The sequence below is a fragment of the Paenibacillus sp. LHD-38 genome (assembly GCF_031157315.1).
Taxonomy (GTDB): Bacteria; Bacillota; Bacilli; order Paenibacillales; family Paenibacillaceae; genus Pristimantibacillus.
Map to the genome: position 1 here is coordinate 23,128 of NZ_JAVIFU010000033.1, position 25,699 is coordinate 48,826.

Below are 25,699 nucleotides of genomic sequence, written 5' to 3' on the forward strand. Positions count from 1 at the left end.
AAGTGAATAATTTGAGCCTTAGCGGTTGGCTGAGGCTTCTTTTCAATGTACAGGGAGCGATCGTATCAATCTCCGATTGTGTATAGAAACGGGGTGTCGCAAAAGTTGAAAGCGTTAATTAATGCTTTTGCCGCGGATGCGGACGTTCAGTCCGTCATATCCGGTATTCGTAAAGGCATGCGTGAACAGATGATATCTGGTCTCGCAGGCTCTTCCAGGCAGGTGCTCATTGCAGCACTGCAGGAGGATGTTGATCGTCCAATGCTCGTTGTTACCCATAACATGTTCTCTGCGCAGAAGATTGCGGAAGATTTGCAGGAATGTCTTTCTCCTGACCATGTGTTGCTTTATCCCGCGAATGAGCTGGTTGCTGCCGAAGCGGCGATCTCGAGTCCCGAGACGCTTGCGCAGCGAATGGATGTGCTGATCAAGCTGTCCAAAGGCTATCGCGGGATTGTTGTCGTGCCGTTCTCTGGGGTGCGGCGTTATTTGCCTATAAGCAGCGTGATGGCTGAAGCCCAAATTGCGGTTAAAGTGGGCGATTCACTGCCGATTGATACCTTTTTGCGCCAAATGACGGCGCTCGGTTATACGAGAGCTGACCGCGTGGAGCTGCGCGGAGAGATGAGCGTTCGCGGCGGTATTGTGGACTTTTATCCCTTAACGGCATCTCACGCCTACCGGATCGAATGGTTTGGAGACGATATTGACTCCATTCGTGCCTTCGATCCAGCCGATCAACGTTCTTCCGATCGATTAGAAGCTTTTGTCGTTCCGCCATGTCAGGAGCTGCTCGCTGACGGACATCGCATGGAGATTGCGGCCAATCATGCGCAGCGGCTGCTTGAGAAGCAGCTTGATAAAATGACGGATCGCACGGCAAAGGACCGTCTTCGCACGGAGCTTGGCGGAGAGATCGAACGTATGCGCGAGCATGTTTATTTTCCGGAAATATATAAATATGTTTCTTTGTTATATCCAGAGCGTCAAACCATTCTCGATTATATGCCGAGTGACACGCTGCTCATACTAGACGAGCCGACACGTTTGATAGAGACGTCTAAGCAGCTGGAGCGGGATGAAGCGGAATGGTCGATGCATTTGCTGCAAAACGGCAAATCGCTGCCGGACCTTGCTTTGGCGCGCGATACGGAGGAGATCCTGCACCACCGCCCGTTTCCAACGCTGTTCCTGTCGTTGTTCCTGAGGCAAATCCCGCATTCGCAGCCGCAAAATATTTTGAACATGACCAGCCGTTCGATGCAAAATTTCCATGGGCAGATGAATTTGCTCAAGACCGAAATGGAGCGCTGGCATAAGACGGGCGCAACAGTCATGATGCTGGCCGGCAATGCTGAGCGTATGGAGCGCATGCGCCGTGTTCTCGATGACTACAACATTGAGCTGCCTACCCTGCTGGAGGGGAATTTGCAGTCTGGGTTTGAGCTGCCATCCGCCCATCTAGTTATTATTACAGAAGGCGAGATGTTCACGCAGAAGCAGCGCAAAGCAAGAAGAATGGATAAGAAGGTAGACAATGCCGAGCGCATTAAGAGCTACACGGAGCTCAAGGTCGGTGACTACGTCGTTCACCATAATCATGGTATCGGTAAGTATGTAGGTATCGGGACGCTCGAGATTGCAGGCATTCATAAAGATTATTTGCATATTCTTTACGCGGGCGGCGATAAGCTGTCCGTTCCAATCGAGCAAGTCGATATGATTCAGAAATATGTCGGCAACGAAGAGAGAGAGCCGAAGGTCAATAAGCTTGGCGGCAGCGAATGGACACGGGCGAAGAGTAAAGTAAAAGCTTCCGTTCAGGATATTGCTGATGATTTGATCAAGCTGTATGCCGAGCGGCAGACGGCACCAGGCTACTCCTTTGGACAAGACACCACGTATCAGAATGAATTCGAAGCGATGTTTCCTTATGATGAGACGCGTGACCAGCTTCGGGCAATTGAAGAGATTAAAAAGGATATGGAAAAAACGCAGCCGATGGATCGTCTCCTTTGCGGCGACGTGGGATACGGCAAAACCGAGGTCGCGATTCGTGCGGCATTCAAAGCAGCGATGGACAGCAAGCAGGTAGCGGTGCTTGTGCCGACGACGATTTTGGCGCAGCAGCATTATGAGACTTTCCGCGAGCGTTTTGCGGGTTATCCCATTAATGTACAGGTGCTCAGCAGGTTCCGTTCGCGCAAGGAACAAAATGACACGATGAAGGGGCTGAAGGCGGGAACGGTTGACGTAGTCATCGGGACGCATCGCTTGCTTTCACAGGATATTATATTTAAATCGCTCGGGCTTTTGATTGTCGATGAGGAGCAGCGCTTTGGCGTATCCCATAAGGAAAAGCTGAAAAAGCTGAAAACAAACGTCGACGTGCTTACGTTAACGGCTACCCCGATTCCGAGAACGCTGCATATGTCGATGCTCGGCGTGCGGGACTTGTCGGTTATCGAAACGCCGCCTGAGAATCGTTTCCCTGTACAAACCTATGTAGTGGAATACAGCCCGTCCCTTGTTCGCGAGGCAATCGAGCGGGAGCTTGCGCGCGGCGGCCAAGTCTATTATTTATATAACCGGGTCCAAGGCATCTATCAAATGGCTGAGCAGATCAATGCGCTTGTGCCAAGTGCTAGAGTTGCAGTAGGCCATGGGCAGATGTCGGAACAGGAGCTGGAGAAGACCATCCTCGATTTCCTTGATGGGGAGTCGGATGTGCTTGTCAGCACGAGCATTATCGAAACCGGCGTTGATATTCCAAACGTCAATACGTTAATCGTACATGATGCGGATAAAATGGGGCTCTCTCAGCTCTATCAGCTGCGCGGCCGTGTCGGGCGTTCAAACCGGATCGCATACGCTTATTTTACGTACCAACGGGATAAGGTGCTCACTGAGGTAGCGGAAAAACGTCTGCAATCGATCAAGGAGTTTACGGAGCTTGGATCCGGCTTCAAAATCGCGATGCGGGATCTATCGATTCGCGGAGCGGGCAACCTGCTTGGGGCGGAGCAGCATGGCTTCATTGCTTCTGTAGGGTTTGATATGTACTCGCAAATGCTTGCCGATGAGATTGCCAAGCGTAAGGCGGAAATGAGCGGCGAAGAAATCAAGGAAGAGAAGCCGGTTAGCACAGTAATTGATGTCAGTATCGATGCCTATTTGCCTTCCGACTATATCTACGATAGTATTCAAAAAATTGAAATCTACAAAAAGGTTGCGGCCATTCGAACGTTTGAAGAGTCGGATGATGTCATTGACGAGCTAGTCGACCGCTTTGGCGATTTACCGCAGGCAGTAAGCAACTTGCTGGCAGTGGCGAGAATGAAAGTTTACGGCACGATGAACGGAATAGAGCAAATTAGCGGCAAGGGCGATGATATATTACTCCGCTTCGCCGCAGCCGAGAAACGCCGCATCGATCGCAAAAAGGTCGATCAGCTCTGCCTGAAGCACGAGAACCGTTTTAAGCAGGGAAGCGACCAAGAGCCTAATCCAAGCATCCTGCTGCGGGGCAAGGGATTAAATATGGAGCAGAAGATTCATATGATCGAACAGTTTTTGCAAGGCTACAAGGATACTCTCCTTTTTTCTGACCAATTGCAAAATGTGACGCCATAGACAATATTCGCTTTATATATCCCTTTTCTGATACAATACTATCAAGTTCACAATATGAAAGGGGATTCAACATGTTACACAATTCACGCAAATTGGCATGGCGCAAGGGCGCGCTGCTTATCGTGGCAGTGTTGCTAGTCATGACAATGGCGGCATGCGGCGCGAAAGAAACAGAAGTTGCAACGTATAAAGGCGGTAATGTAACAGACAAGGAATTCAACAAGTATTTGGATGTATTCACTGTTATTCAGCCTACCTATGCGCAGCTTATTGAAATTCCGCAATTTAAGGAGCAATTGCTCCAGCAGTATATTTCTTACAAAATTTTAGGCAGCCAGGCTTCCGAGGAATCGGTGAAAACGGCTAAAACAGAAGTTGAAGAACAAATGAAGCAATTCAAGGAACAGCTTAAGACGAATACCGAATTGAAAGCAGCGCTAGATGAGAAGAAATTGAAAAACAAAGATATGGAAAACTATTTGCTGCTTACTTCGAAAGTAGTCGCACATATGAATTCCCAAGTAACGGATGAGCAAATGAAAACGGAATATGAAACGAACGGCGCAGACTATGCGACGGTAACGGTTCGTCATATTTTGGTAGCAACGAAGACGACGGATGAAACAACGCAAGAAGAGAAAGAGCTTCGTACGTCGGAAGTAGCTTTGGCTCGCGCCAAAGAAGTGAAGCAAAAGCTCGAAGCCGGCGGAGAGTGGGCGGCCCTTGCGAAAGAGTACTCCGATGATCCAGGCTCCAAGGAAACGGGCGGCCTTTACGCCGACAAGAAAAACGGAAGCTGGGTTGAGGAGTTTAAACAAGCAGCTTATAAACAAGAAGTTGGCGTTATCGGTGATCCAGTAGAAACAGAGTACGGTTACCACGTTATTCTTGTTGAGAAGCGCGATACACCGGCATTCGATAAATTGAGCGACACCGATAAAGAAGCAGTAAGAAGCGCAGTAGCTTACACACTCATGAATAAATACATGACGGACGAGCTTCCGAAGCAAGAAATCGTTAGTAAGCTTCCTAAAGCTGAAGAGGAGACTCCTGCAAGCGATGCTCCTGCCGGCGAAGAAACACCGGCGACTGATGCTCCTGCAACAGAAGCGCCTGCAGCAAAATAAGCGGAGCTCCAGCTCCTTAGACCCTTTAACCCTTACGTGGTTAAGGGGTCTTTTTACAGAACTATGCAGGGTAGGATTGGTGGCATGATGAAGACGAACCAGTATTTGCTAAGACAGGCAGTAAGCATTGTATTAAAAGCCCCTGATATATCCACCGTGATGAATATTAGCGCCCCAACCATCATGATCCTTAGCGAGGGCTGCGGAATGATGACCATAAACGAGAGGGCTATTGAGCTTAGCTTCGGTTATCTCTTGTTTGTGCATGCAAGGGCCAATGTTGAAATAACAAGCTCAAGCAATAGTAATTTTCATTTGTATGTAATCCAATTTGATCAATATAAAAGGGTTATTGACGAACGCGAGCAGCTGCTTTACCGCATTGACGGGGAGGGGCTCCCGGAAAACGGGCTAATTGCCGCACCGCGATTTGGCACTGTGCTAGGTTTATTTAAAGCGATTATTGAGGCCGGCAAACAGTCGGACGCGACCAGTAATCCATTTGAAGAGCAGCGCCTGCTGCTTGAGTTGTTACATGAGGTATTCATTGCCGGTCCTAAAATACCTTATTTTAATCAAGAAACACCAATCCAGAAGGCCATTCACTATATTAAGGAAAACTACAACACCAAGCTGAACCGTCCTTTTCTGGCTCAATTAACAGGTTATCACCCACATTATTTATCGAAGCAGTTCAATAGGCAAACAGGGCAAAGCATATCGGACTTCATTCTTCAGCTCCGCACGGAGAAGGCAAAGGAACTTCTCTCTACGACAAACAGCCATATCAATGAGATAGCTACTGCTGTAGGGTATCAGGATGCTTTGTATTTCAGCCGCAAATTCAGCCAGGCGACGGGTATGTATCCGACGGAGTTCCGCCAAACGCCAAAACGCATCGTTGCCTTTCAATATATTGGTACCCTGCTGGCATTAGGGATTACGCCAGTTGGCGTAGAGTCGCGTATTTTTCATTATTCCCAGCAGCTTAAGGGTGAACTGAAAGGCGTTACGAGCTTTGAGGAATGGGATTTTAATCAAGTGCGCAGGCTTCAGCCCGATATTATTGTAGCACCCAATTATTTGAGACCGGATCAGCTCCAGCAGCTGCGTGCCATTGCGCCTGTCATTTCACAGTCCTGGGAAGAGATTTGTCCGATTGAGCGTATTCGATTGATGGGGCAAATTCTCGGGAAGCAAAAGGAAGCGGAGTCTTGGATCGTTCAATTTAATCAGATGGCCGATCAGCATAAGCGTAGGCTGAAGCAGGTATGGCAACCAGAAGAAACCGTGGCAGCCTATGAAATTGCAGATGGACAAGTTTATGTACTGGGCCGGCAAGACCGCGGGGCTTATGCTATTTATGATGTTTTAGGGTTTCTACCGCCCGAAATCATACATAACAATGTGTTAAAAGCCGGAAAAAGCAGAAGAATAGCGCTCGATGAGCTGCCCGCTTATGGAGCTGATCATATGGTAGTAAGCATATATGAAGAGGGCGGAATGGAGCAAACGACAAGATTGTTGGCAAGCAGGGAGTGGAGGCAGCTGCCCGCTGTCCAAAATAACCGGATCCATATGATACCTGCCAATAAATGTTTCTCAAATGATGGCGTATCCTTACAAAAGCTGACGGTCATGATCGCACAAGCCCTTCTTTCTTACTTTTAAAGAGGTGACAATAATCCATGCAATCAGGTGACTTCTATCTATGGACGATTGCTGCAAGCATTTGATATGCTTCTAACGATAATGATTCCCATTATCAAAAAAAATTTATCGTCCATAGAAAAAAGGGAGGCACACCATGTTAAAGAAGAATTCCTATGTCATGATTAGCGCACTTATTCTTATGTTGTCAGTCCTCGTATCTGCCTGCGGCGGAACGAACAATACAAAAGGAAATAATGCAGCGACGAATACACCGGCAGCGGAGACCGAAACTCCTGCCGCAACGGAGGAGCCTGCCGCACAGCTGCGCAGTTACGAAACGGCAAAAGGAGCGGTTGAAATTCCGACAAAGCCGCTTAGAGTGGTTACGGACTATTACGGCGGCGAGCTGCTTGCTGTCGGGGCTAATGTGGTAGGTGTTGAACCGAGCGCCTTCGATAATCCTTTTCTGAAGGAGCAGCTTAAGGGAGCAGAGGATGTAGGCGCACCAATCAACGTGGAAAAGGTCTTGGAGCTCAAGCCTGACTTGATTGTCGTTATGTATGACGAGAGCTATGAAGCATTGTCGAAAATTGCTCCGACGCTGCACATTCCATATGGCACTGCGACAAATATTTATGAGACAGTAAAATTATTTGGCGATATAGCCGGTGCACAAGATAAGGCTGAGCAATTTATTGCTGATTTTAACAAAAAAGCAGCAGAGGGCCGTGAAAAGCTGAAGGGTGTGGTAGATGAAAATGCGACCTTTGGCCTTTATGAACTGACAGACAAAGGCGAACTTTGGATATTCGGAGATAACGCAGGCCGCGGCGGGCAGGCAATCTATAATGCCTTGAAGCTGAAAATGCCGGCGATTAACGAGAATGCAAAGGAACAAACGGTCCAATTATCGCTTGAGGCATTGCCGGAATATGCCGCTGACTACATGTTCCTAACCACGTACGACCCTGAGAAAAAGGGCGAAGAACTCAAAAAGCTGAAGGAGTCGGGTGTTTGGAGAGGGTTGAACGCATCCAAGAACAATACGATATTCTATAACGATTTCGACACCTATTATCGTTATGATCCCATTGCTATTATGGGGCAAATAGACCTTTTTGTTGATATGCTTGTGGAGCGGGCGGAAGAAAATAAAAAATAAGCATGCACTCGTTTGGAAATCAGACTATCTTAAGGCATTTTGCCTAGAGGTGAGTTTTTTGTTTAGACTTAATGTTAATTTAGTTATCATAAAAAAACGAAAATCCGAATATAAGAAGAAGTGGCATTCATTTTATGTCAGTATACATTACATATAATAAATAAAAATGCCCCAAAATGACCATTTTCAACTTAAAACCTACTCATATAAAAATTTAGTGTAAAGTATGTTGACATCCATATAATGGTCGAACTATAATAAAAACACGAACGTTGGATAGTGTTTTGGAGAGAATGTTCGGAAATAGAGACAAATATAAAGATTTGGGGAGTGGGAAGATGAAAAAGAGATTGTTTTATCAATTCAGCTTGTTGCTTGTTGCGGTAACGATCGTATTGGCAGGCTGCGGCGCCAATAACAACAAAGAGGCATCTACAAATGGGGAAACAGATAATAAGGCAACGAATGCCGCAAATACGGGAACAAGCGCGGAGGGGGAAATTAAAGTAGGGATCTTGCACTCGCAGAGCGGCACGATGGCGATCAGTGAGGTATCGGTTATCGATGCGGAGATGATGGCCATTGATGAAATCAATGCAGCTGGCGGCGTTTTGGGCAAAAAAATCGTGCCTGTGCTTGAGGATGGCGCATCCGATTGGCCGACATTCGCAGAGAAAGCGCGCAAGCTTATCTCGGAAGACAAAGTGGCTACCGTGTTTGGCGGATGGACATCTGCAAGCCGGAAGGCGATGAAACCGGTATTCGAGGAGCTAAACGGATTGCTCTGGTACCCGGTTCAATACGAAGGATTGGAATCATCCCCTAATATTTTCTACACAGGCGCTACGACAAACCAACAAATTGTCCCTTCGGTTACGTGGCTGCTTGAAAATCGCGACAAGAAATTTTACCTGCTTGGTTCGGATTATGTATTTCCTCGTACGGCAAACCTCGTCATTAAAGAGCAGTTGAAAGCGGAGGGCGGCGAGCTGGTTGGTGAAGAATACACGCCGCTGGGCCATACCGACTACAGTACGTTGATTAGCAAAATCAAAGAGGCTAAGCCGGATGTCGTGTATAACACTTTGAACGGCGATAGCAACGTTGCTTTCTTTAAGCAACTGAAGGATGCGGGTATTACGGCCAAGGATTTGACTACTTTGTCCGTATCGGTAGCTGAAGAAGAGATTCGCGGTATTGGCGTCGATGTGCTGGAAGGCCACTTGGCGGCGTGGAACTACTATCAAACAACGGATACGCCGGCTAACAAGACTTTCGTCGAAAACTACAAAAAGAAATACGGCGATGAGCGAGTGACCGCGGATCCGATCGAGGCTGGCTACACGGCGGTTTATCTATGGGCTGCGGCAGTTGAGAAGGCCGGCTCCATTGAAGTGGATAAAGTGAAGGAAGCTGCAAAAGAGCTGGAGTGGGAAGCTCCGGAGGGTAAAGTGAAAATTGACGGCGCTACTCAGCACATATACAAAACGGTTCGTATCGGGGAAGTGCAAGCCGACGGCCAGTTCAAGGAACTTTGGAATTCGGGTGAAGCAGTCAAGCCTGATCCATACCTGAAGGGCTATGATTGGGCGGCAAGCATTCAACCTACGGAATAATCCATAAGCAAGCTTTAGTCTACTACGCAGCAATACACGGGGGAGTATTCGGCAGCTTCGAATACTTCCCTTCTGTTTTATTGGTTTACGCTGGAAAGGAGCGGTTATATGGAAGTGTTTCTGCTGCAGCTTTTTAACGGTTTAAGTATCAGCTCCATTTTATTGCTGGTTGCCTTGGGGCTGGCCATTACCTTCGGCCTGATGAAGGTCATCAATATGGCGCATGGCGAGCTCATTATGATTGGCGCTTACTCCACGTACCTCACGCAAAATCTATTTCAAGATTATTTGCCGAAATCGATGTTTGATTGGTATTTCGTACTGGCTGTACCGGTTAGCTTTATCATTGCCTTTCTATTCGGACTCATTTTAGAAATGTCGCTTATTCGTTTCTTATATGGCCGTCCGCTCGATAGCTTGCTTGCGACCTGGGGCGTTGGTCTCGTGCTGCAGCAGTTGGCAAGGTCGATCTTCGGAGCGCCGAACGTAGCGGTAACGAGCCCGGCTTGGCTCAATGGCGGATTGAAAATTATGGATGGCACGCTGCTTCCTTACAAACGGATATTTATTATCGCACTTGTTATTGCTTGTTTAGTGGCGATGTACTTCTATATTTACCGCAGCCATGAGGGAAGAAGGATGCGGGCGGTTATGCAAAATCGCGACATGGCCTCATGTCTAGGGGTATCGACGCGGCGCGTTGATGCGATGACCTTTGCTATTGGCTCCGGTATTGCCGGCATTGCCGGCTGTGCGCTGACGCTGCTCGGACCGATAGGCCCGTCACTAGGGACATACTATATCGTTGATGCATTTATGGTGGTTGTGCTCGGCGGAGTCGGCAAGCTTGTTGGAACCGTGCTTGGGGCAACGGGGATCGGCATGTTCAATACCTTGTTTGAGTACTGGACGAATGCCTCGCTAGGCAAGGTGCTTGTGTTTGTCTGCATCGTTGCATTTCTGCAATGGAAGCCTATGGGACTTGTAGCCATGCGTTCACGTTCGCTTGATTAGGATAAGAAAGGTGGGATGCTCATGCGATTGCAAAAATTCACGCCACAGCGTATATGGATATTAATCGGATACGCAGCTGCAGCTGCGGCGCTATTCTCTGCGCCGCTTTTCGTAAGCGATTTTCGGCTTAATTTGCTCGCGAAATTTCTAGCCTTTGCCATCGTGGCGCTGGGGCTTGACCTTATATGGGGCTTTACCGGCATATTGAGCTTGGGGCATGGCATTTTCTTCGGTCTCGGGGCCTATGCCATGGCCATGTATTTGAAGCTTGAAGCAAGCGGAGGGAAGCCGCCCGATTTTATGGGCTGGAGCGGGTTAAAGGAGCTTCCTCTATTTTGGCAGCCGTTTCAAAGCTTCTGGTTTGCGGCGGCGATGGGAATTGCCATACCGGCCCTGCTAGCTTTGGTGCTTGGCTATTTCACCTTCCGTAACCGAATTCGCGGCGTTTACTTTACGATTTTGACGCAAGCGCTGGTTATTATCACGACAACGCTTCTGATCGGCCAGCAAGCTTTCACGGGCGGTACAAACGGAATTACGGGTTATTCGACCGTGCTGGGCTTTTCGATAGGAGCACCGGAAACCAAACGCGCGCTTTATTACATTACGGTCGTCGCACTCATCGCGGTCTTCGTTTTTTGCCGTTACGTGATCGGCAGCCGCTTCGGCAAGGTGCTGCGGGCCATCCGAGACGGGGAGAACCGTGTTCGCTTTATCGGCTATAACCCGGCAATCTACCAAATGGTCGTATTTACGATTTCAGCGGGGATCGCCGGCATAGCGGGAATGCTGTTCGTGCTCCATGTCGGCATTATTTCACCGTCGATGCTTGGGATTGTGCCATCTATCGAGATGGTGCTATGGGTAGCCATTGGCGGACGCGGAACGCTTGTCGGAGCTGCTCTTGGGGCTATTTTGATGAACTGGGCAAAAAGTGAGTTCAGTACCGCCTATCCGCAGGGTTGGCTGTTCTTCATGGGTTTGCTGTTTATTATCGTTGTTGTCTTTATGCCGAAAGGTGTGGCCGGTTTGGTTAGTCAATTGAAATTACGCAAAAAGAGGAGGGAGCCGAATCATGAAGGAGTCCGCAATCCTGCTGTGTGATGATGTGACGGTTGAGTTCGACGGCTTTAAAGCGGTCCAAGGGATGAACCTGAAGCTGGAGAAAGGTGAGCTTCGGTTTCTTATTGGTCCGAACGGTGCGGGAAAAACAACGATTTTGGATGTCATTTGCGGAAAAGTAAGGCCGACCGGGGGACGCGTGACCTTCGGCAAGGTGGATATAACGAAAAAGAAGGAGCATCAAATTGCCGAGCTTGGCATTGGCCGCAAGTTTCAGGCGCCTTCCATATTCCCGTCCATGACAGTGGCTGAGAATTTGGAAATCGCGATGCGCCAGAAGCGCGCCGTATTTGCTACCCTCTTTGCCAAAATGGCGGAGGAGGAACGTGCAAGAATCGATGCGCAGCTTACGATGATCGGCTTGCAAAAGAAAGCGGATTGGCGGGCAGGCGGCTTGTCGCACGGAGAGAAGCAGTGGCTGGAGATCGGCATGATGCTGCTGCAAGAGCCTGAAATTTTGCTGCTGGATGAACCGGTCGCGGGGATGACGGACAAAGAGACGGGTAAGACGGGCGAGCTGCTTCATCAGATTGCCCTCAAGCGTTCAATCGTTGTCGTGGAGCATGATATGGAGTTTGTTCGGAATTTTGCAAGCAAGGTCACGGTCATGCACGAAGGGAAGTTGCTGAAGGAAGGCTCGATGGATGAAATTCAGCGGGACGACCGCGTGGCGGAAGTGTATTTGGGGAAAAGGCGGGATGCCGATGTTAGCCGTTCAACAGCTTGAAGCCGGTTATGGCGAGAGTGTTATTTTGCGCGATGTATCTCTGAAGGTGAAGCGGGGGCAGGTTGTCTGCCTGCTGGGACGTAACGGCGTAGGCAAGACAACACTGATGAAAAGCATTATGGGGCTGCTGAAGGCGCGTGAAGGTTCTGTATCTTACAATGGCTCGAATTTGACCAAGAAGGCGCCAGGGCTGCGGGCAAAGAGCGGGATTGGCTATGTGCCGCAGGGCCGCGAAATATTTGCGCAGCTCTCGGTTTATGAGAACTTGCTGCTTGGTCTAGAGGCCTCGCGGGTGAAGATGTCTGCTGTGCCGGAGGAAGCGATTGCGAAATTTCCTGTTCTGCCGGCCATGTATACGCGCCGGGGAGGCGATCTGAGCGGCGGACAGCAGCAGCAGCTTGCGTTCGCAAGGGCGCTTGCTTCCAAGCCGGAGGTGCTTCTGCTGGATGAGCCTTGCGAAGGCATTCAACCCTCTATCGTAGACGATATCCGCGATGTCATCCGTTCGATCAAAGCCGATGGCAAGACCGCGATCCTGCTGGTAGAGCAGAGCCTTGATTTTGTGAAGAGCGTGGGCGATTATTTCTATGTGCTGGAGAAGGGCGCTATTGCGTGGGAGGGTGGCTTAGAGTCGCTGGACGATGAAGTGATCCGTAAATATTTGACCGTTTAGAAGAGCAGTTGCGTCAATGGGCACATTGAATTTTTGCTGAGAGAAGCGCTGGGCAAGGCGGGCAGGCTAAAACGGCCTAACAAAGAAGAGGAATGATATCATTCCAGGTGATGGTGTAAGTGATTGCGGGCGGTTATCGAGCTATAGTCGATGGCCGCTTTTTTGCTGTTTAAGCTTTGTAAATTACTATATGTAATAAAACCTGACATAACAATTGACAGATACGTACATTCCGCACTATACTACGAATTAACGTTAGGTTTTATCACAATTAAATATCGGCTTTCACAAGAAGTTCATCGTGAAAGCAATAAGCCGTCTAGGGTTCCGTTTGAATCTTTTGCAGCGTTTCGCGATCAGCGGGCGGGCAAATGCATTTAAGTTCTGGTCCGAGAGATGGCGTATAGCAAGCGGCTGCCTGATAGGCTCCCAGGCTGTATAACACGGAAGGATAAAAGCCTGGGAGATTCTCTCCCGGGCTTTTCATATTTTCAAAAAAATGTTGGGAGTGATCCTATGCTGGCCGCAAAATCAACGAATGGAACCATTAATATTGAGGGATTGCATAAGGTATATGAGTCGAAAAAAAGCCGGTTTGAGGCGCTTCAAGGCATCGATCTGACCATCGGACAAAATGAATTCCTTACGATTGTAGGCCCCTCCGGCTGCGGCAAGTCGACACTGCTTCGAATGGTAGCAGGCCTCGATGAACCAAGCGGCGGATCACTTCAGGTAGACGGAGAGGATATTATCGGTCCAGGCGCCGACCGCGGCATGGTGTTTCAAGGCTATACCCTGTTTCCTTGGTTAACCGTGCGCGAGAATATTGAATACGGGTTGAAGCTTAAGGGCGTACCCATTCTGGAGCGCCGGAAAATTTCGAATTATTTTCTTAAGGTCATTCGGCTTGAATCCTTCGATAAAGCTTATCCGAAGCAGCTGTCGGGCGGCATGAAGCAGCGGGTTGCCATCGCGCGTGCGCTTGCTAACCGGCCAAAGGTGCTTTTGATGGATGAACCGTTCGGAGCGCTTGATGCGCAGACGAAGCTGGAAATGCAGGAGATGCTGCTAGAGGTATGGGAGAAGGAGAAGACGACAGTTCTGTTCATTACGCATGATATCGATGAGGCCATATTCCTATCGCAGCGGATTGTCGTCATGGGAGCGGGTCCCGGGCGTATTTTGAAGGAGTTCCGCGTAGAGCTTCCAGAAGGTCGAACGCCGGAAGTCCGCGAGCATCCTGATTTCTTATCCTTAAAACGTGAGCTGGCGCAGCTGCTTAAGCATTAACATAATGGCTGCCATTTTGCTAGGCGGAATCTTTTGTAACGAAATATAGGAGGGATAATGATGATGAAAAAACAACGTATTCTTAGGGTACTCGGCATCATTGTAATCGCCATGTTTTTTCGACATCCTGCAGCTCTTTCCGGAGCGGCAGGATGTTTTCTGTTTAAAGGACCGAAAAGCTGAATGCGGGGTGCGTTACGAAATGAATATTTTCCGCATGCAAGCAAAAGGGAGAAATGGGGAATGCTGAAAATGGATAATAAGGAAGCGGAAACGCGGGGGCTTAGTGAGTGTTCGGCGGCCTTTTCAAAAAGAGATGGAACGTTTGGCTAGAACTGTAATCCGTGCATAAGAATTTGGGAGCGGATGAATACTATGGTCAGATTCAAAATCTTTTGAAGGATGTTTCTTCTTCGTTATAAACAAGCTGCAAGAATCCAGTCGATTCAAAATCCTCTAGGAAAGCGGGGCAACAAGAAATGAAAGCAACTGGAATTGTACGTCGCATCGATGATCTCGGGCGTGTGGTGATTCCGAAGGAGATCCGCCGTACACTGCGTATTCGCGAGGGTGACCCTCTAGAAATATTTGTAGATCGTGATGGCGAAGTTATTTTGAAAAAATATTCTCCTATCGGCGAGCTTGGCGACTTTGCGAAAGAATATGCGGAGTCGTTATTTGAGGGCACAAACCACATTACATTGATCACGGACCGGGATACCATAATCGCTGTTGCAGGTGCCTCCAAGAAAGAACTGCTTGATAAACAGGTGGGTTCCGTGCTGGAGAGCTGTATGGAAAACCGTAAGACGCAGGCTGAAGCAAACGGCGGGGCTTTCGAGATCGTGAAGGATACGCAGGAAACGTACAGCTCCTTCGTTATTGCCCCGATCATCGCAGGCGGTGATCCGATAGGTACGGTCGTTCTGCTTAGCAAGGACGAATCTGTAAAAATGGCGAATATGGAAACGAAAATGGCAGAAACGGCTGCTGGCTTTTTGGCTAAGCAGATGGAGCAGTAGCAGCGCGGTTACTTAGCTGCAGGCAAAACTTAAAAAAGCAGAAAAAAGGAAAATGACAGCTTCTTTGATCGAGAGAAATCTCGATTGGGGAAGCTTTTTCAACGTTTGCGATTGTGAGGTATAATAGATACCAATATCAATCGAGGGATAGGCAGGAGTGTGGGGAATGAACCGCAAGCCGGGGAAAAGAGGTCATTCAGCGGAGACGGTGAAAACGGTGGATTTGCCTACTGAGGGCCGGGTTCAGGTTGCGCGCAGCTCGAAGCGGTTTTTGACAAATGGCGTTGTGTTAATGGCTGGCGCGGCATTATTGTCTAAGCTTATCGGCGTTTTTCAAAAAATCCCGCTGCAAAATCTGGCGGGGGACCGCGTGTTTGGCATATACAATGCGGTATATCCGTTTTATCAGCTGGCTGCAGTGCTCGCAACCGCAGGCCTGCCGACAGCCGTATCGCTGCTCATTGCTGAAAGGCTGCGCAAGGGAGATGATCCGGAAGGCGTCAGGCGAACGTTATACGGTGCGCTGCTGCTGCTGGGAGTAACGGGCATTGCTGCTTTTGGTTTCATGTGGTCTGCGGCAGACCGAGCGGCCGGCTGGATCGGAGATTCTGAGACCGCTGCCGCTATACGCTCCGTTTCGTTCGCGCTGCTATTGGCTCCGCTTGTTGCCGCGCTGAGAGGGTATACGCAAGGGCTCGGAAAAATGGGATTATCAGCTGCTTCGCAGGTTGCGGAGCAAATGATTCGCGTGGCTGTAATGCTCCTTGTCCTCGCTTTGGGCTGGTCGGCTGGCTGGGGGGAAGCTGATGTAGCGGCCGGAGTCATGAGCGGCTCGGCATTTGGGGCAGGCGCATCACTCCTTGTTCTCGCCTTTTATCTATGGCGGGGGCGCAGACGGGAGCGGCTTGCTCCTAAAGCAGGCATGCTGCGGGCAGAGATGAAGAAGCTTGCTGCGATCGCGCTGCCTGTTGCGCTTGGAGCGGTGGTTGTTCCTGTACTTGGCGTTGTGGATGCTTTTATGGTGCCGAGGCTGCTGCAGGCCGGAGGGGCATCGGAAGATGAGTCCTTGGCATTGTTCGGGATATATAGCCGGGCGCAGCCGCTTGTACAGCTCGTTGTCATGGTTGCCGGGGCAGCAGCGGCAGCGCTCGTCCCGGGCTTAGTGCTTGCTAGAATGCGGGGGGCATACGGACAACTGCGGGTGCAGCTGGCTTTTGTCGAAAGAACAGCATGGGCGATTGGAGCGGCGGCAGCTATTGGATTAACGATGCTGGCTGAGCCGCTTAATATTATGCTGTACGAGAATTCGGCGGGTACATATGCTTTTGCGCTTGTTGGCTGTACCGCGCTCGCGGGATGTGTAAATGCCATTACTGCGCCTGTGCTTCAAGGGCTTGGGGCGGTGCGGATTCCAGCTGCGCTGCTGCTTGCGGCGGCTCTTCTCAAGGGTGTATTTAATGCCGTTTTGGTGCCTTTGTACGGCATTGAAGGCGCGGCTATCGCGGGTATAGCGGCATTAACGGCGGCAGCATTACTCGGTACGGCCGCGGTCCGTTTTAAAGCGGCTGAAGCGGGGGCATCGCTCGCTGGCAGCTGGGGAGTGCGGCGGAGCGCGGGGGTGAAAAGACGCCGGCCGCTGCTCAGGAACGCGGCCGCAGGCACGGGCTTTGCGCTCGCGGTGATGGCCGCGGCGCTTGCTGTCGCCGAGCGGGCGATGGGCGCCGCGCTGGGCGGGCTGCCGCCTCGGGCGGCAGCAGCTGCGCTTGCGCTGACGTGCGTAGCCGTCGGCGCTTGCGCCTTTGGCGCCGCGGCTCTGCGCGGCGGCGCTTTAAGCGCGCGCGAATTGCGCGCGTTGCCGGGCGGCGGCGTGCTTGCCGCCCGGTTGCAGCGCTGGCGGCTTATGCCGCGGGCGCCGGAGGAGGGCTAGCTCTGCAGCGGACTTTGCAGAGCGGCATCGCATGATTTCTTTTTGAACAAAAATAAAGTAATATTTGTCATGATGTACAGAATCGTATCGCATGTACGGAAAAAACTCGTCATTCGGCGCTCAACATCCTATTTTTGCAGTGGGCCGGCTACATGCGGCTTCAACTCAACCATGACCATAAATCCATATAATTTCAAGGAGGCTAAAAAAGGATGGCAACCCCACATCTTACCGTCGTTGGTCTCGGTTCAGGCGATCCGGATCAATTGACGCTAGGCGTTTGGCGCAGGCTGCAAGCGGCAGAGCGCGTTTTTGTGCGCACCGCGCAGCATCCCGCCCTTTCCTTGCTGAATGAAAACGGCATTGCTTATAGCTCATTCGACGCGTTATACGAGCAGCATGATTCATTTCCGGATGTGTATAAGGCAATCGCGGAGACATTGATCGCCGAAGCCAAAAGTATGGCTGCCGGCGACTCGGCTGCTGTTGTTTATGCTGTGCCTGGCCACCCGATGGTAGCTGAACGTACTGTCCAGCTGCTGCGCGAGCAATGTCCGGAAGCGGGCATATCGCTGCAAATTATCGGGGGCGAGAGCTTCCTGGACCAAGCGTTCGTCAGTCTTGGCATTGATCCCATTGAAGGCTTTGCGCTGCTTGATGCCGCGGAGCTGCAGCCTTCTCTCTTGCAGCCGCAGCTGCATACGCTAATTGGCCAAGTGTATGATACCTATACGGCATCCGATGTTAAGCTTGCGCTGATGGAGCGTTATCCCGACGATTACGAGGTTGTTGTCGGACATGCACTAGGCGTGGACTCTGAGCAGCAGATCCTTCGCGTCCCGCTTTATGAGCTTGACCGTACACCAGGCTATGGCAATCTGTCACTCATTTGGGTTCCGCGCTCGGATGATGCGGCGCTTCGGAATCGCTCCTTCGAGCGATTGCATGAGATCGTATCCATCCTGCGCAGTCCTGAGGGCTGCCCGTGGGACCGCGAGCAGACGCATCAGTCGATTCGCAAAAATTTTATCGAAGAGCTGTATGAAGCACTCGAAGCGATCGACAACGATGATCCCGACGGCATGCAGGAAGAATTTGGAGATGTTATCCTTCAAGTGATGCTTCATAGCCAAATGGAAGAAGAGACAGGCGCATTTTCAGTCTATGATGTGATACAATCACTTAACGAGAAGCTTATTTTCCGCCATCCGCATGTATTTGGAGAGCTGGACGCCAGCAATTCACAAGAAGCGCTGGTCAATTGGGAACAAATGAAGGCCGAGGAGAAACGGATGAAAGGGACTGATGTGAGCCGCACATCAGTGCTTGATGGTATTCCGCCTGATCTGCCAGCCCTAATGAAAGCTTATAAACTTCAGAAAAAAGCAGCCAAGGTAGGCTTTGATTGGGACGAGCTTGATCCGGTGCTTAACAAGATTGAAGAGGAGCTCGCAGAGCTTCGCGAAGCGATTGCTTCACAGTCCGAAGAGGAGCAGGCTTCCGAGCTTGGTGATTTGCTGTTTGCGGTTGTTAATGCCTCTCGCTTCATCCATGCCGATCCGGAAGAGGCGCTTTCGCGTACGAACAAAAAATTCCGCAAAAGATTTGCGTATATTGAGGAGCAGCTTCGTATAAGTGGCAAGCAATTTGACCAGACTGATTTAACAGAAATGGATCATTGGTGGGAAGAGGCTAAGCGTCAATAATCGTTTTCATTTCGTCATGAATCGCCTTTATTCCGCACCAATCGCAAAAAAATTTCAAATAGCGGCAGGATTTAATTGCTACCAGGCAGAATAAGTATTCTTCGTGAGAGTAAGCATTTGAAGCAACGGCGGCGCTTTAAGCGTCGACCAAAAATAATGGTAAACAATTAGGAGGATTTTATAATGAACAAAACAGACTTGATCAACAACATTGCAGAAAAAAGCGGTTTGACTAAACGTGACGTAGAAGCAGTACTTAACGGTTTCTTGGGCGAAGTAACAGATGCACTTGCAGGCGGCGACAAAGTACAATTGATCGGCTTCGGTACTTTCGAAACTCGCAAACGTGCTGGACGCACGGGCCGCAACCCGCAAACAGGCGCTCCAATCGAAATCTCGGAAGCAAAAGTTCCTGCTTTCAAAGCAGGCAACAAGTTGAAAGAAGCTATCCAATAATTTATGCGATTAGATAAATTTCTTAAGGTATCCCGGCTGATCAAACGCCGTACCGTTGCGAAGGATGTTTCCGAGCAAGGACGCGTATGGATCAATGGCCGCGAAGCGAAAGCTAGCAGCGCCGTAAAAGTCGGAGATGAGCTCCAAATCCAATACGGTCAAAAAATCGTAACCGTACGCGTTGAGCGAATTGCGGAGACGACACGTAAGGATGAAGCCGGAGAGCTGTATACCTTGGTGAAAGAAGAACAACGCCAGCGCGAGAATTCACTCGACTGGGAACAATAGCAATAACAACGAGGCTGCTTACAAGCATAAAAACTTGTAGGCGGCTTTTTTGTTTGGCTCAGGGTTTGAAAACGCCGGCTTTTGCCACAGATGACGGCGACAGCCGTTTATGCTTGTATATAAAATTTGTTTACGCTTGAAATTTAATGTTTCAATATCGTGATTTTGGTTTATTTATTCGGAGGACTAATCTATGAATCATCTGCAGCTTCCCATTCCCGAATATCGGCGGAAGGGCTTTTCCTTGCTTAAACATGCGGTAACTCTTTTCTTTAAAAACGGTCTGCCTCTTCTGTTCATCGTAGCCATTATGGCTGTTCCGGTCGAGGCAATCAAAAATTACTATTTTTTTGAACCGTCGGACAGCGAAATCTTTTTTCCGAGCAGCCGGATGGATAACCTTGTTTATTTATTGTTTCTAAGCGCAATAACGCCAATGGTCATACACTTCATCCTAGGTCGGATGAATGCGTCAACCGCCGGTCTAAAAGCATCCCTGCTCTGGGGGTTGCGGAAATGGCCGCGAATGATCGTTTACAGTTTTTTGAATGGAGCCATTGTTGCTGCGGGAATTGTGATGTTTGTCGTTCCGGGCTTGTTATTCGCGGTTTGGCTTATGCTGCTGCCGGTCATTGTTTCCGTTATGGATACGTCAAGGATCAATCCGCTGACGGTCTGCCGCGAATTGGCACGCAGGCGTTACTTTAAATTTGTCTTGTATGCAGTAGGAGGTTACGCTGCGTTTGCAGTGCTTTTTTTCATTCTGATTGCATTATTTTCCTTCATGTCGAGTGATTCTTGGATAACAGCTACGCTATTCGATTTATGCTTTGATTGGCTCATTCAGCTGATATCAATCGTGATGCTGTTAGTTTTTCTACAGGTGAAGACGGAAGTGAACGAGCAGGCACCAGACTCTATTAATCAAGCGGAATAGTTCTAAATCTCGTCCCCGCCCCATAAGCTAGTCTTAAAATATAAGGCAGGATAAGCTTATCGCTTATCGATCTCTTATATTAATAGCGAAACGTATGCTGCGCCGCCGCAGGTCGGCGATAGCCGTTACGCCTAGACATGTTAACGAAGCGGAGGACGAGTCTATGGTTGACCAAGGCAAGGGGCAGAAGCGTCAGGAAGTCAAAATGCTAAATCGCAAGCTGCTGGAGCTTACCGGTGTCGTAAACGTGGAGAGCTTCGACAGCGAGGAGTTTTTACTCGAGACAGAGCTTGGTTACCTGGCGGTAAAGGGCCAAAATTTGCATATGAAGCATCTTAGCCTTGAACAAGGAATGGTCGCAATTGAGGGGCTTGTCCATTCGCTCGCCTATATGGACAGCAATAATGCCTCTTCTAAATCAAAAGGGCTGTTCGGGAAACTGTTTAAGTGACACTGGGCATGCAGTGGTTGACGATGGCAGTCATGCTGCTGTCGGGCCTTGGCATGGGAACGGTATTCGACGGCTACCGGGTCGTGACGAATGAGCTCAAGTTCCCGCGCTGGTGGATTCCCGTGCTTGACGTCATCTATTGGATGGCGGCGGCGCTAGTCGTCTTTCGGGTGTTGTACGCCAGCAACAATGGCGAGGTGCGGGCGTACGTTTTTATCGGACTGGCTATTGGCATCGTAATTTATTATTTTTTGTTTAGCAGAATGGTAATCGCAACCGTCAAATGGCTTATTGGGGCGGTGCGGAAGCTAATTACCTTCATTTTGAAATGTTTGGAAATTCTGATTGTGAAGCCGTTGTTGTTAATCTACAAAATGGTCCTTGTTATTTTGGCATTTGGGTCCGCACTCACTATTTTCATATTTAAAATTGTGATACAATTAGTCCGTCCGTTTTGGAAATTGTTTGTTTGGATGGTAAGACCAGTAACTCGCCCGCTTGGGCGCTGGTTGTCGCGTTTCGCATCCAAATGGCAGTTGGCCGAGAGGTTCAGCAAAATGGGACAACTAATCGCTCGATTGTGGAGCAAATGGTTTAGGAGGTAACACCGCTCATGGCAGCAGCAGTTGATAATAAGGCGCCAGGGAATGCTGGCACAAAACGCCGGTTTAAACTTTGGATGATGTTCATCGTGCTATTTATGGGTTGGGCGGCGTATACGATCTTTGGCCAAATGCAGCAGAAGAATGCTACCGGCGTAAAGCTAACTACAATCCAAGGGAAGATTGAAACTTCTACCAAAGAAACCGAAGCGCTCAAACGTCAAATTGAACGTTTAAACGACCCGGAATATATCGAACAACTAGCAACTAAAGAGCAGGGCATGGTTAAGAAGGGCGAGCAGCAGATTTTCAGTGATTAAATAGGGCTTCAAATCGGGTGAACGTCTGTTGACCTTACTTGAACGGTTCGGTTATAATCACGTTAATAGCGTTTTCGCAAAACTTTTAGCATATGCTTATGAATTCAGTTTTGCTTCGCATAACTTTTAGGGAGGAACATTTTATTTTATGGCAATTGAAGTGGGCGCTAAGTTAGAAGGAAAAGTGACAGGCATTACGCATTTTGGGGCATTTGTCGACTTGTCGGGAGGTGTCACGGGTCTTGTTCACATTTCGGAAATTGCTGATAATTACGTCAAAGACGTGAAGGATCACCTGAAAATCGACGATGTCGTGAAAGTTAAAGTGATCAACGTGGACAAAGACGGAAAGATCGGACTTTCCATTAAGCAAGCCATTGACCGGCCAGAGGGCCAACCAGCGCCACAACAACGCGAGCGTCATAGCGGAGGCGGCGGTGGAAGCACTGGCGGTAGTGGTGGTGGTGGCGAACGTTTCAACCGCGGCGGCGGTGGTGGTGGCGGCGGACGTCCCTTCAACAAGCAATCGTCTGGCAGACCGGCATACGGTAAACCGTCATTCGAGGATAAAGTGTCACGGTTCCTGAAAGACAGCGAAGAGCGCATCTCCTCTTTGAAGAAGAATACGGAGGGCAAACGCGGCGGACGCGGTGCCAAGCGAGTATAAGCTGGATCGTCATAACTCTATACATGGAGCAGAACCTAACCGGTTCTGCTTTTTTTGCGTCTATCGGCAAGGAAATGGCGGATATTTTAGAAAGCGCTTACCAAATGCTGTCGAAGCAGGACAGAAAGCCTGTATATACTGGAGAATGACTGCATTAGCGATGTTTTGGCACGGTCGTTGTCGTTTATAAGCCGCGCCTTTTTGGAAAAAAAATACTTTTCTCTCATCCTCCTTCATTCCCGACACGTTACAACGTTGATTCGCCATCATATGAAAAAAATTCAGCACACAATTTGTTGTCGGCTATATGCGTTGCGCTTGTGCTGGAGGCACAGCAAACCTATACGGGGCATGTGTTTGATGGCATGTTGACAACGGTTGCGATGCCATTTATTTTTGTCGGAAAAAATTTTTGAGCGTGTTACGTTAACTGACAAACTTCATGCGGACAACCTCCTATAATGAAAAACACATTACACTCGGAAATGGTGGTGTCTGCTCATGGAAAAGGAAAACACGGTAGTGCTTCCCGGTATGAAACGGACTGGTCTGGCTCAGACGATGATGCAGAAGGGACGGGAATGGGCGGCAGCGCGTCGTTTCATTCAGGTCATTTTGGCCAAAAAGTGGACATTTCTACTCGTAGGTGTAGCTTTCTTGCTAGGAAGAGCGGTAATCCTCGAATCGCTTATGCCGTTTGCCATTGCTTATTTTGCCGTTATTTACTTTATGAGAAGGGATATTTATCCGTGGGTGGCTATATCCTTGGTTGCAGGCAGCTGGCTTGCTGCTGACCCGGCCCCCATGTGGATCGCTATGGAGATTGCGGTGCTGTTTCTGTTTCTGAAGGGACTCGAGGCGTATGAGAAGGCAGAGCTGTCGTCGGCGCCGATTCTGGTATTCGCGTCAACGCTGCTCGTGCAGATGTTTAGCGTATTTATTGGGGACGAGCTTAGCTGGTACAATTTTATGCTCGTTGTGGTGGAGGCGGCACTCGGATTTGTGCTTACCTTAGTGTTCATTCAGGCGATTCCTGTGCTTACGATGACCAAAAAATCAGCCTCGCTCAAAAACGAAGAAATTATTTGTTTGATGATTTTACTCGCTTCTGTCATGACAGGGGCTGTCGGTTGGGTGTTCTACGGCATGTCGGCAGAACACGTGATGTCTCGTTATATGCTGCTGCTCTTTGCTTTAGCAGGCGGCGCACCGCTAGGCGCTTCGGTCGGTGTTGTTGCAGGACTCATTCTAAGCTTGGCTGACTTCGGTGCAGTCGTTCAAATGAGCTTACTCGCTTTTGCGGGATTGCTGGCTGGCTTGCTGCGTGACGGCGGCAAAATGGCAGCGGCTTTCGGAATGTTGCTTGGAACATCGATTTTATCCATATATGTAGGGAGCCAGGCCGATGTGATGAGCTCGACTTGGGAATCGGTAGCAGCCGCGACGCTGCTTATGCTGACACCGCGCAGCATGATTCGTACGATCTCCCGGTACGTTCCCGGAACCAATGAGCATGCCAAGTCGCAGCATGACTATGCGAAGCGGGTTCGAGAGGTGACAGCGGACCGCGTATCACAATATTCGGAGGTGTTTAGCCAACTTTCCCGCAGCTTTGGGCAGCTCAATAACAATGTAACAACCTTAAATAAGGAGGAAGAGATCGGACACTTTATGAATGCAGTTGCTGAACGCAGCTGTGCCAGCTGCCACAGGCAAAATGCTTGCTGGGAGGACAAGTTTTTTCACACCTACAAAATGATGACGGATATGATGACGGTCGTGGAGGAGAAACGTGTGCCGTCTGCTAAAGAAATACCGAAGGCTTGGTCAGCGCACTGCGTCAAATCCTCGCAGGTGCTAATAGACATGAGCCAGCAATACGAGCTATATCAAAATAATATGCACTGGAAGAAGCAAATATACGACTCCCGTCAACTTGTGGCAGATCAGTTGCAAGGCGTGTCGCAGGTTATGGAAGATTTAGCTAAAGAAATTAAAAGAGAGGGGCAAACGCTGCACTTACAGGAGGAGCAAATTCGGGAGGCGGTGGAAGGATTAGGGTTATCTGTTCAGGGTATTGATATTGTGAGCCTAGAGGAGGGGAATGTGGATATAGAGGTGTATCATTCGTTTGGGCAAGGCTACGACGAATGCCGAAAAATTATTGCTCCGCTGTTAAGCGACATCTTGGGTGAGCATATCGCAGTAAAATCTGAGATTCCCCCAACGAGAAGCGGTGAGCCGACGCTAGTTGCATTTGGATCGGCGAAGCAATATGAGGTAGAGACAGGTATTGCAGGCGCCGCCAAGGGAGGAGATTTGCTGTCAGGAGACAGCTTTAGCATGGTTGAGCTTGGAAACGGTAAGTTTGCCGTCGCGATTAGCGATGGAATGGGGAATGGCGAGCGGGCGCGGCAGGAAAGCAGTGCGGCGTTATCGATTCTCCAGCAGCTGCTGCAATCCGGAATGGATGAGAAGCTTGCAGTAAAATCTGTGAATTCTGTGCTCTTATTGCGTTCCTCCGATGAAGTATTCGCTACCGTCGATTTGGCGATTGTGGATCTCTATACAGCACAAACGACGTTTATGAAGATAGGCTCTACTCCGAGCTTTATAAAACGAGGAAATGAGGTCATTCCAATTACTGCAAATAACTTGCCTATCGGTATTCTTCAGGATATTGACGTCGACTTTGTATCCATGCAAATGCAATCGGGCGATACCCTTGTCATGATGAGCGACGGCATTTATGATGCGCCTGGCCTCGCGGTTAACAAGGAGCTCTGGATGAAGCGTATTATTAATGAGCTTGAAACGGATAATCCTCAGGAGATGGCAGATGCGCTGCTCGAGAAGGTGGTACGCCACCATAATGGAGAAATTGTTGATGATATGACGGTGCTTGTTGCGCGCATTGATAAGCATTTGCCGGAGTGGGCTTCGTTCCGCTTCCCTGGCGTAACGCGCATGGAGCGTCCAAGGACGGTGAGCTGATCCTATTTTAATGCCATGCGGAATGAACGTTAGAACGGTGAGCTGGCGTTGATTCTATCGTGTGGGTATTTAGCTTTAGCCCTTTTGTCCGTCGGCTGACTTGCAGCTGGCGGTCATGGGGCTTCTTTTTTGATTGGCTACGCACAAAATTTCTAATTATTTCTAATTACCCCTAAATTGAACCAATGAAACGGCGGGGTAAGTTCTTTTGACTACATACTGCTAGAACGATGAATGAGATTGGAGGTTTTGTTTTACATAACGTAACTGCAGGGTAGGTGTCCGCAGGCATATCGGTGTTTATCTATCTTT

22 protein-coding genes and 1 riboswitch are annotated in these 25,699 nt (G+C 49.3%); all 22 genes read left to right on the plus strand.

The genetic code is table 11. From position 1 onward, the window contains the following. Positions 1-45 precede the first annotated feature (45 nt). The 22 genes from mfd (at position 46) to spoIIE (ending at position 25,387) form a co-directional block, all read left to right on the plus strand. On the plus strand, positions 46-3,633 hold the full coding sequence (mfd, locus tag RCO25_RS23645) for a transcription-repair coupling factor (RefSeq protein ID WP_308998582.1): 3,588 nt from the start codon (positions 46-48) through the stop codon (positions 3,631-3,633). 71 nt (positions 3,634-3,704) lie between these two features. Continuing rightward, positions 3,705-4,760 carry a peptidylprolyl isomerase gene (locus RCO25_RS23650; RefSeq protein WP_308998583.1) on the plus strand — a complete coding sequence of 352 codons (1,056 nt, stop codon included), beginning with the start codon at positions 3,705-3,707 and terminating at the stop codon, positions 4,758-4,760. An 84-nt stretch (positions 4,761-4,844) separates the two neighbouring features. Continuing rightward, positions 4,845-6,431, plus strand: a complete 1,587-nt coding sequence (locus RCO25_RS23655) for an ABC transporter substrate-binding protein (protein ID WP_308998584.1) — start codon at positions 4,845-4,847, stop codon at positions 6,429-6,431. Between the two features lie 136 nt (positions 6,432-6,567). Beyond that, positions 6,568-7,575: an ABC transporter substrate-binding protein gene (locus tag RCO25_RS23660; protein WP_308998585.1), complete on the plus strand. Its 1,008-nt coding sequence runs from the start codon at positions 6,568-6,570 to the stop codon at positions 7,573-7,575. Between the two features lie 338 nt (positions 7,576-7,913). Then, on the plus strand, positions 7,914-9,191 hold the full coding sequence (urtA, locus tag RCO25_RS23665) for an urea ABC transporter substrate-binding protein (RefSeq protein WP_308998586.1): 1,278 nt from the start codon (positions 7,914-7,916) through the stop codon (positions 9,189-9,191). A 108-nt stretch (positions 9,192-9,299) separates the two neighbouring features. After that, positions 9,300-10,205: an urea ABC transporter permease subunit UrtB gene (urtB, locus tag RCO25_RS23670; RefSeq protein ID WP_308998587.1), complete on the plus strand. Its 906-nt coding sequence runs from the start codon at positions 9,300-9,302 to the stop codon at positions 10,203-10,205. 21 nt (positions 10,206-10,226) lie between these two features. After that, the gene (urtC, locus tag RCO25_RS23675) at positions 10,227-11,309 is read left to right on the plus strand and encodes an urea ABC transporter permease subunit UrtC (RefSeq protein WP_308998588.1); all 1,083 of its coding nucleotides are present in this window, start codon (positions 10,227-10,229) and stop codon (positions 11,307-11,309) included. Continuing rightward, on the plus strand, positions 11,281-12,054 hold the full coding sequence (urtD, locus tag RCO25_RS23680) for an urea ABC transporter ATP-binding protein UrtD (protein ID WP_308998589.1): 774 nt from the start codon (positions 11,281-11,283) through the stop codon (positions 12,052-12,054). The genes urtC and urtD overlap by 29 nt, the downstream gene beginning before the upstream one ends. Next, on the plus strand, positions 12,032-12,727 hold the full coding sequence (urtE, locus tag RCO25_RS23685) for an urea ABC transporter ATP-binding subunit UrtE (protein ID WP_308998590.1): 696 nt from the start codon (positions 12,032-12,034) through the stop codon (positions 12,725-12,727). The genes urtD and urtE overlap by 23 nt, the downstream gene beginning before the upstream one ends. Before the next feature lie 308 nt (positions 12,728-13,035). Continuing rightward, positions 13,036-13,195: riboswitch (guanidine-I (ykkC/yxkD leader) on the plus strand. Positions 13,196-13,243: 48 nt separating this feature from the next. Then, positions 13,244-14,017 carry an ABC transporter ATP-binding protein gene (locus tag RCO25_RS23690; RefSeq protein WP_308998591.1) on the plus strand — a complete coding sequence of 258 codons (774 nt, stop codon included), beginning with the start codon at positions 13,244-13,246 and terminating at the stop codon, positions 14,015-14,017. Between the two features lie 57 nt (positions 14,018-14,074). Further along, positions 14,075-14,200, plus strand: coding sequence for a hypothetical protein (locus RCO25_RS23695; RefSeq protein WP_308998592.1), 126 nt, complete (start codon positions 14,075-14,077; stop codon positions 14,198-14,200). Positions 14,201-14,496: 296 nt separating this feature from the next. Further along, positions 14,497-15,039, plus strand: coding sequence for a stage V sporulation protein T (gene spoVT, locus RCO25_RS23700; RefSeq protein ID WP_308998593.1), 543 nt, complete (start codon positions 14,497-14,499; stop codon positions 15,037-15,039). A 166-nt stretch (positions 15,040-15,205) separates the two neighbouring features. Further along, entirely contained in the window at positions 15,206-16,966 is a 1,761-nt protein-coding gene (locus tag RCO25_RS23705) for a polysaccharide biosynthesis protein (RefSeq protein ID WP_308998594.1), read from the plus strand. Between the two features lie 212 nt (positions 16,967-17,178). Continuing rightward, positions 17,179-18,672, plus strand: a complete 1,494-nt coding sequence (gene yabN / locus RCO25_RS23710) for a bifunctional methyltransferase/pyrophosphohydrolase YabN (RefSeq protein ID WP_308998595.1) — start codon at positions 17,179-17,181, stop codon at positions 18,670-18,672. Positions 18,673-18,855: 183 nt separating this feature from the next. Continuing rightward, positions 18,856-19,128: an HU family DNA-binding protein gene (locus tag RCO25_RS23715; RefSeq protein WP_053373361.1), complete on the plus strand. Its 273-nt coding sequence runs from the start codon at positions 18,856-18,858 to the stop codon at positions 19,126-19,128. A 3-nt stretch (positions 19,129-19,131) separates the two neighbouring features. After that, complete coding sequence (locus RCO25_RS23720) at positions 19,132-19,416, plus strand: RNA-binding S4 domain-containing protein (protein ID WP_308998596.1); 285 nt, start codon at positions 19,132-19,134, stop codon at positions 19,414-19,416. Positions 19,417-19,609: 193 nt separating this feature from the next. After that, positions 19,610-20,353 carry a hypothetical protein gene (locus tag RCO25_RS23725; protein ID WP_308998597.1) on the plus strand — a complete coding sequence of 248 codons (744 nt, stop codon included), beginning with the start codon at positions 19,610-19,612 and terminating at the stop codon, positions 20,351-20,353. 163 nt (positions 20,354-20,516) lie between these two features. Then, complete coding sequence (gene yabP, locus RCO25_RS23730) at positions 20,517-20,804, plus strand: sporulation protein YabP (RefSeq protein WP_308998598.1); 288 nt, start codon at positions 20,517-20,519, stop codon at positions 20,802-20,804. Next, the gene (gene yabQ, locus RCO25_RS23735) at positions 20,801-21,409 is read left to right on the plus strand and encodes a spore cortex biosynthesis protein YabQ (protein WP_308998599.1); all 609 of its coding nucleotides are present in this window, start codon (positions 20,801-20,803) and stop codon (positions 21,407-21,409) included. Before yabP ends, yabQ begins: the two co-directional genes overlap by 4 nt. A gap of 8 nt (positions 21,410-21,417) precedes the next feature. Further along, a complete protein-coding gene (locus RCO25_RS23740; protein WP_308998600.1) occupies positions 21,418-21,726 on the plus strand; it encodes an FtsB family cell division protein in 309 nt (102 codons plus the stop codon). Between the two features lie 148 nt (positions 21,727-21,874). After that, a complete protein-coding gene (locus tag RCO25_RS23745) occupies positions 21,875-22,393 on the plus strand; it encodes a S1 domain-containing RNA-binding protein (protein WP_053373356.1) in 519 nt (172 codons plus the stop codon). A gap of 501 nt (positions 22,394-22,894) precedes the next feature. Beyond that, on the plus strand, positions 22,895-25,387 hold the full coding sequence (spoIIE, locus tag RCO25_RS23750; protein WP_308998601.1) for a stage II sporulation protein E: 2,493 nt from the start codon (positions 22,895-22,897) through the stop codon (positions 25,385-25,387). Positions 25,388-25,699 lie beyond the last annotated feature (312 nt).